This window comes from Streptomyces mesophilus (assembly GCF_040300965.1).
Classification (GTDB): domain Bacteria; phylum Actinomycetota; class Actinomycetes; order Streptomycetales; family Streptomycetaceae; genus Streptomyces; species Streptomyces mesophilus_A.
In genome coordinates this window covers 20,572-27,453 of sequence record NZ_JBEPEW010000116.1, presented here as the reverse complement: position 1 = coordinate 27,453, position 6,882 = coordinate 20,572, and the positions used below count along the sequence as shown (strand labels likewise).

At 71.3% G+C, this 6,882-nt stretch carries 8 protein-coding genes and 1 riboswitch; of the genes, 5 read left to right on the top strand and 3 right to left on the bottom strand.

Going from position 1 to position 6,882, the window contains the following annotated elements:
- The 5 genes from ABT367_RS30845 to ABT367_RS30825 form a co-directional block, all read left to right on the top strand.
- Nucleotides 1-486, top strand: a 486-nt coding sequence (locus tag ABT367_RS30845; RefSeq protein ID WP_352256556.1) for a zinc-binding dehydrogenase, incomplete at its 5' end; no start/stop codon positions are given.
- Nucleotides 487-589: 103 nt separating this feature from the next.
- Nucleotides 590-2,122 carry an alkaline phosphatase family protein gene (locus tag ABT367_RS30840; protein WP_352256555.1) on the top strand — a complete coding sequence of 511 codons (1,533 nt, stop codon included), beginning with the start codon at nucleotides 590-592 and terminating at the stop codon, nucleotides 2,120-2,122.
- A gap of 111 nt (nucleotides 2,123-2,233) precedes the next feature.
- Nucleotides 2,234-3,013: an HAD-IIA family hydrolase gene (locus ABT367_RS30835; RefSeq protein ID WP_165334754.1), complete on the top strand. Its 780-nt coding sequence runs from the start codon at nucleotides 2,234-2,236 to the stop codon at nucleotides 3,011-3,013.
- Between the two features lie 92 nt (nucleotides 3,014-3,105).
- A complete protein-coding gene (locus ABT367_RS30830; protein WP_352256554.1) occupies nucleotides 3,106-3,630 on the top strand; it encodes a hypothetical protein in 525 nt (174 codons plus the stop codon).
- A gap of 4 nt (nucleotides 3,631-3,634) precedes the next feature.
- Nucleotides 3,635-4,297: a class F sortase gene (locus ABT367_RS30825; RefSeq protein ID WP_352256553.1), complete on the top strand. Its 663-nt coding sequence runs from the start codon at nucleotides 3,635-3,637 to the stop codon at nucleotides 4,295-4,297.
- A gap of 44 nt (nucleotides 4,298-4,341) precedes the next feature.
- Here the strand turns inward: ABT367_RS30825 and ABT367_RS30820 are convergent, their stop codons facing one another.
- The 3 genes from ABT367_RS30820 to ABT367_RS30810 form a co-directional block, all read right to left on the bottom strand.
- On the bottom strand, nucleotides 4,342-5,097 hold the full coding sequence (locus tag ABT367_RS30820) for a CbtA family protein (RefSeq protein WP_352256552.1): 756 nt from the start codon (nucleotides 5,095-5,097) through the stop codon (nucleotides 4,342-4,344).
- A gap of 17 nt (nucleotides 5,098-5,114) precedes the next feature.
- Entirely contained in the window at nucleotides 5,115-5,333 is a 219-nt protein-coding gene (locus tag ABT367_RS30815; RefSeq protein ID WP_352256551.1) for a CbtB domain-containing protein, read from the bottom strand.
- A 34-nt stretch (nucleotides 5,334-5,367) separates the two neighbouring features.
- A riboswitch (cobalamin riboswitch) is annotated at nucleotides 5,368-5,521 on the bottom strand.
- A 464-nt stretch (nucleotides 5,522-5,985) separates the two neighbouring features.
- On the bottom strand, nucleotides 5,986-6,738 hold the full coding sequence (locus tag ABT367_RS30810) for a GAF and ANTAR domain-containing protein (protein ID WP_352256550.1): 753 nt from the start codon (nucleotides 6,736-6,738) through the stop codon (nucleotides 5,986-5,988).
- Nucleotides 6,739-6,882 lie beyond the last annotated feature (144 nt).

The following is a 6,882-nucleotide window of genomic DNA, read 5'->3' as shown; positions in this document are numbered from 1 at the left end:
GGCGCCGAGGTGATCGCGTCGGACCCGGACCCGAAGCGCCGAGCGCAGGCCCTGCGCTTCGGGGCTCGGGAAACAGCCGCGACGGCAGCGGAGGCCGACGTCGCCTTCGAGCTGTCGGGCCACCCCGACGCCGTACGCACCTGTCTGGACGCCCTGACGACCGGCGGTACCGCGGTCCTCGCCGGCTCCGTGTTCCCCGGGCCCGCGGTCCCGCTCGACCCCGAGCGACTGGTCCGCGGACTGCACCGGATCACCGGGGTGCACAACTATCGTCCCGCCGACCTCCAGCGAGCCGTGGACTTCCTCACCGCCCACCACGCGGCGTACCCCTTCGCCGAACTGGTCGGCGGCGACTACGACTTGGGCACCCTCGACGCCGCGTTCGCGGGCGCCCACGGAGCGGGAGCCCACGGAGCGGGTGCCCACGGAGCGGGAGCGCCGCGTCAGGCGGTGCGGCCGCACAGGGCCGCCGCCCCCGGGAGCTGATCTTCCGTTCTGCGACCGGACGTCGTACACCGGTCACCGCACGTCCATCCGGGCCGCCGAGGATCCTCGGCGACTCAACTCTGCCCCCACATAGGAGGAGTACGTGCTCATCGTCCGCAACAGACGCAGCCGCCGCACCGCAGCGGTCGCCCTCACGGCCACGGCTCTGCTCGCCGGCACGATCCAGCTCTCCACCGGCGCCGCGACCGCCGCACCGGACGCCATCAAGGACAAGGTCCTCGTGATCGGCCTCGACGGCGCCAACCTCGACCGCATCAAGGCCGCGAACGCCCCCAACCTCAAGCGGCTCATGTCCGAGGGCCTCACCGCGAGCAGCACCCTTTACAGCTCGCCGATGGCCGCCACGTCCTCGGGACCCGGCTGGTCGACCATCGCCACCGGTGTCTGGCCCGACAAGCACGGTGTGAAGGACAACTCCTTCGCGGGCAAGCAGTTCGGCACGTACCCCGACTTCCTGACCCGTGCCGAGAAGGCGAACCCCTCGCTCAACACCTACGCGGCCGCCGACTGGGAACCCATCGCCTCATCGGACGCGGGCGGCCCGATCTTCTCGCCCGCCGTCGACAAGCGCCTCGGCCTCAAGGGCGACGCCAACGGGTACGGCGTCGAGGACCCGAAGATCGCCGCGGGCGCCGCCGACGAGCTGAGGAACGGCAACCCGGACGCGGCCTTCGTCTACTTCGGCGAGATCGACATCGCCGGCCACAACTCCGGTCCCGGCAGCCAGGCGTACCTCGACGCGGTCGCCCGCAGCGACCGGCACATCGGCACGGTCCTCAACGCCGTGACCTCGCGCGCCACCTACGCCCAGGAGAACTGGAAGATCCTGGTCACCACCGACCACGGTCACAAGGACGGCGGCGGCCACGGCGGCTCCGACATCAAGGAGCGCGGCACCTTCGTCATCGCCAAGGGCGCCGGGATCCAGGCGGGTTCGGTCCGTCATGACGTACGCCTCGTCGACGTCGCCGCGACCGCCCTGAAGCAGGTCGGCGTCTCCACCGCGGGTCTGGACGGCGTACCGCTGGACTCCCCGGACAACGACGCCTTCGACACCGTACGGGGATCCCTGGCGGCCCGTACGGACGAGACCGGCATCCCGGCCGGCGTGAAGGGCTACACGCACACCGCGCCCAGCGGCTGGTCCGTGGACAACTCGGCGATGGGCACCGGCGGCGTCACCGAGTGGCGGGGCTGGTCCTTCACCACCGACGAGTTCTGGACGCAGGCGCAGCGCGACCAGTGGCGCGAGCTGAACGTCCGCGGCCGTGACGTCTTCGCGGTCGCCGACTCCGACGAATGGGACGACAAGACCAACAGCGGAAAGTTCGACTCCACGCTCGTCAGCCCGAAGTGGCAGGTGCAGGGCGGCACCACCCGCACCCTGCGCTTCCAGACCCACTACCGGCACGAGGCCGGCCAGACGGCTCAGATCCTCGTCTCGTACGGGGGCGGGGCGCCGCAGCCGGTGAAGTCCTTCACGGCCGACGCGACGGCCCAGGCGCAGAGCCTCCGGCTCCAGGTGCCCTCGGGCGTCTCGGACGTTCAGATCCGTTTCCGGTACACGGGCACGAACAACTGGTTCTGGGCCGTGGACGACGTGACGCTCAGCTGACGTCCATGAGCTGGGACGGGACGGGCCCCACCAGGCCCGTCCCGTTAGGCTGACGGTGTTCGGACATCTTTCCGGACAGCTGTAACCGGCCGAGAAGCGGAGATCAGTCCCGTGGCAGAGCGCAAGCCGATCGAATCCTGGCTCACCGACATGGACGGAGTCCTCATCCACGAGGGTGTGCCGATCCCGGGCGCCGATGCCTTCCTCAAGCGCCTGCGCGAGTCCGGAAAGCCGTTCCTGGTCCTGACGAACAACTCGATCTACACGGCCCGTGATCTGCACGCCCGGCTCAAGCGCATGGGTCTGGACATCCCCGTCGAGAACATCTGGACCTCGGCGCTCGCGACCGCCAAGTTCCTCGACGACCAGCGGCCCAACGGCACGGCGTACGTGATCGGTGAGGCCGGTCTGACCACGGCGCTGCACGACATCGGCTACGTCCTGACCGACGCGGACCCGGACTACGTGGTGCTCGGTGAGACCCGTACGTACTCCTTCGAAGCCATGACGAAGGCCGTCCGTCTGATCAACAACGGCGCCCGCTTCATCTGCACCAACCCCGACGAGACCGGACCCTCCCTCGAAGGCCCGCTCCCGGCGACGGGCGCGGTCGCGGCCCTGATCACGAAGGCCACCGGCAAGGAGCCGTACTTCGCGGGCAAGCCCAACCCGCTGATGATGCGGACGGGTCTGAACGCGATCGGCGCGCACTCCGAGACCAGCGCGATGATCGGCGACCGGATGGACACGGACGTCCTCGCGGGCCTCGAGGCCGGGATGATCACGTACCTGGTCCTCACGGGCCTCACCACCCCGGAAGAGGTCGAGAAGTACCCGTTCCGGCCCTCGCACATCGTGGACTCGATCGCGGACCTGGTGGATCTGGTCTGAGCGCCGGCCGGCGGGTGGTGTGCCACCCATACGGCCCACACCCGCATGCACCCGGGACCTTCGAGCGCGAGGCTCGACGCAGGAGGTCCACCATGCCCTCACCCCGGGTCAGGCTCACTCTGTGCGCCACCGTCGCCGCTCTCGCGCTCACCGCACCTGCCCACGCAGCCGACGGCACGGTCAAAGTCACCCCCGGTACCGTCACGCCGGGCGCTCAGGTCGAGCTGAGCGTCACGGGGTGTGACGGGACGACCGGGGCGGCCAAATCGCAGGTGTTCGTCGCCGACGGAGCCCTCACCGGGCGTGACGGCGCCGGCTATCCGATGAGCGGCGAGGCGATGATCCGGTCGACGGCGACCCCGGGCACGTACGACGTCTCCGTCACATGTGACGGCGAGGACGGCAAGGCCAAGGGCACCGTCACCGTCGTCAGCCAGGCCACGCCCAGCCCCACCGCCCCGATCCGCGCGGGCGGCGGCGGTACGGCCTCCCTCAGCGCCGAGGAGCCGAGCACGGGCCCGGGCTGGCGGCACGCCCTGATCGGGCTGCTGCTCGCGGGCGCCGCGGGCCTCGCCGTCGCCGGGCGCCTCGTGCGCAGGCGACGGGGCGGCGCATAACCCCATGGCGCGCGACCGTTCTGCCGGGAGCGGGCGGCTGCTCACGGGCATCGCCTGGGCCGTTCTGCTCGTGGGCCTGTGGCTGTGGGGCCGTGAGATCGCCGGCGTCCCCGACGGCCCGTCCACCACGAACGGCGATGTCGCCGCCGTCGGCCGTCCGCTGCTCGCCGCCGAACTCCCGCCCGCGATCAAGCCGTTGCCCGATGCGGGCCCGCACCGTGTGGACATTCCGTCGATAGGGGTCCAGGCCCCCGTGATCAAACGCGGCCTCGACAGCGAGGGCGCGATCGCACCGCCGCCGTACGACCAGGCCGGTGTCGTCGGCTGGTACGGGGGCGGGGTGAAGCCGGGCGCGAAGGGCACGGCGCTGTTCGTCGGACATGTGGACACCGAGTCGCGGCCCGCCGTGTTCTACAACCTCAGCACCCTCAAGCCCGGCGAGAAGGTCCGCGTGACCAGGGCGGACGGCACGGTCGCCGAGTTCACCGTCGAGGAGGTCGCGGTCTACGACCGGTCCGGTTTCGACCCGCACAAGGCGTACGGGGTGCGCCACGACGACCGGGCCGAACTGCGGCTCATCACGTGCGGCGGCACCTTCGACCGGGCGACGAAGACGTACTCGTCGAATGTCGTGGCCTCCGCGTTCCTGACGGGCAAGGGGCCCTGACCGGTCAGGTCAGAGCCCCCGCAAGGCCGGAGCCACGGCACAGGTCAGCTCACCGGCACGGCCCCCGCAGGTGCCGCCGCCCGGCTGAACGCCCGCAGCCCGAGCGCACCGAAGACCGCCCCGAACACCGCCCAGAGCAGGGCGTGCGAGGCGATCGACAGGACGCGGAAGTCCCACAACAGCGTTGCGGATACGGGGACTTCGTCCGGGTTCCCGGGCAGCGCGAACAGGACCGCGAGCACCGCGACGCCCGTCACGGCCGCCGCGACCTGCCGTACCGGAACGCTGCGGCCCGCGAGCCGTACGTACACCTGCCAGACCAGGAACATGCCGAGCAGGCCGATGACGACGGCAGCCAGCCACAGGGCCTGGCGGTTCGCCACTGTGGACGAGTCGCCCACGCCCGGCGGGTTGGCCGGGTAGCGCAGGGCCGGCAGGAGGGAGACCGCGAGGAAGGCCGCGCCCGAGAACAGCAGCGCGCGCGGCCAGGGGGAGGCGTCCGGATCGCGGCGGTGCACGAGGGCGTAGGCGATCGCGAAGAGGACACCGAGGGCCAGACCGAACACCACCGAGGTGACGACCAGGCCGAAGTGCTGCGTGGAGCGCGTGAAGAGCTCCTCGTGATGCTGGACGGCTGCGGCGCCCGTTTCGGCGTGCTCATGGGAGCGCGCCTCCTCGAGACGTATCGCACGGTCCATCAGGGGTTCGGCGAGCAGCAGGGAGAAGAGGCCGGCCGCGAGGCCCGCCGCTCCTCCCGCCGCAAGCCCGCGCCCGAGCAGAGGGAGTACAGGAGTCGACATTTCGGCGGGAGCCCCGATCAGTGGCAGGGGGCGCCGAAGAGGTGCCGTCCGTCGTGTGCGAACTCGTGCAGGTAGTCGCCGGTCGCCGAGATCAGCGTGCCGTTGTCGAAGAACACCGCGTACAGGGCGATGATCGCCACGATCGCGGCGGCCGAGGCGATCATCCAGTCACGGGTCCTGGTGGTCGCGTCCTGGGCAGCCGTCGTGCTCGGGTGCTGTGCCGAGTGCAGTGACATCCGGGTGGGTCTCCTTCCGGGGTTTCCACGCCCCAAGGCAGGAGGACGACGGGTCAGTTCCTGACTTCCGTGTACGCATGCTCCGCTCGGAGCTCGTACGCGGTCACAGTGGCGGGACCGTCCCGGATTCGCACCGGGTTCCTGTCAACCGTCGCCTCGATGTATGGACTTGTCGTCCGGAGAGTCCCAACTCGGGGGGACGGCTGTCAACCGCGCCTCCGTACGCCGCCCTCGCGCCGGGCGGCCCCGGGCGCACCCGACCCGGCCGGTGGCCCGCTCCCCCCGGAGCCGCCGGCCGGGCCGGTCCTCGACCGTGCGCGCTCGGGCTGCGGGAGAAACCCGGCGCCGGCACGGGAGGTTCGGGAAGACCAGTCGCTGAAGTCGTCACAAGCGGAGGCAGCCGCTCCATGACAGGGCGCGGCTGTGGCGGCCGCCCGGACCCGGGGACTCCGGCACAGGGGGTCGTCCACGACGGCCGGGGGCTGGGGCCGTTGCCCTCACTTTAGAACGGAAGACCTGGCTCGCCCAGAGTCGGTTGTCGCCAACTCGACCGGAATGCAGGGCAGTTCGTCCGGTGACCGGGGCGTTTGTCCGGACGCATGGCTCGGGCGGACGGCCCCGACGGCGGCGCCCGCCCCGATTCCGCCCTCCCTCACCAGGTGTGCGGACGGTCCGCTTCCAGCGCCGCATCGTCCAGCTGCCCGTCGAGCAACTCCTGGGCGACCGAGTCGATCGGCCGGCGTACCCGCCGGGCGTACGCGCGCAGCGAGGTGAAGGCCGCGTCCACCTTGACGCCCCAGCGCTCGGCGAGCAGCCCCTTGGCCTGCTCGATCCTGACCCGGCTCGACAGCGCCGACTGCAGCTGCCGGGTGAGGGAGGTGCAGTCCTCGTGCAGCCGCCGGTGCACCAGGCCGATGGCCGCCGCGTCCGCGAGCAGCTGGGCCAGCTCCAGGTGGATGTGCTGGTGCTCCGGCCGCCCGTTGGAGAACAGGTTCAGCGCGCCGATCAAGGTGTCGCCCCTGCGCAGCGGCACCGCACACGTCACGGTCATCCCGGCGCGCAGGGCCCGCGCCGTCAACTGCGGCCACTGCTCGGCGGCTTCGGGCCCGGCGAGCCGCACCGGCGGCACCGGTTCGCCCGAGGCGCAGGCGTCGAGGCAGGGGCCGCCCTGGTGCTGGATCTCGAGGAGTCCGCGCACCCGGCCGTCCGGGTCCTTGCTGGTGACGATGGAGATGCCGGCGTCCGCTCCGACCAGCAGGATGCCGGCCGCGTCCGCGCCGAGCACCTCCACGCAGTCGTCGGCGAAGCGGCTCAGATACGTGGGCAGACTGAAGGGATCGCCCAGGGTGTCGGCCGCGGCGACGAGAACACCGGCCAGCCGTAGATCTCTACCGGTCTCGACCATCGGTCCTCCCAGGGGCGCAGGTCGCTGCGCGCCTACCCGCATCTCCGGCGCAGTAACGGGTTTGTGCGAAGTCGGCTCACGGGTCTCGTTCGAAACCGTCCCCGGGCCTCGTACGCAACCGTCCCCGGGCTTCGTACGGAACCG

Coding starts and splice junctions, on each gene's coding strand:
- ABT367_RS30820 (WP_352256552.1), bottom strand. CDS start 5,097: ATGTCGACTCCTGTACTCCCTCTGCTCGGGCGCGGGCTTGCGGCGGGA.
- ABT367_RS30815 (WP_352256551.1), bottom strand. CDS start 5,333: ATGTCACTGCACTCGGCACAGCACCCGAGCACGACGGCTGCCCAGGAC.
- ABT367_RS30825 (WP_352256553.1), top strand. CDS start 3,635: ATGGCGCGCGACCGTTCTGCCGGGAGCGGGCGGCTGCTCACGGGCATC.
- ABT367_RS30810 (WP_352256550.1), bottom strand. CDS start 6,738: ATGGTCGAGACCGGTAGAGATCTACGGCTGGCCGGTGTTCTCGTCGCC.
- ABT367_RS30830 (WP_352256554.1), top strand. CDS start 3,106: ATGCCCTCACCCCGGGTCAGGCTCACTCTGTGCGCCACCGTCGCCGCT.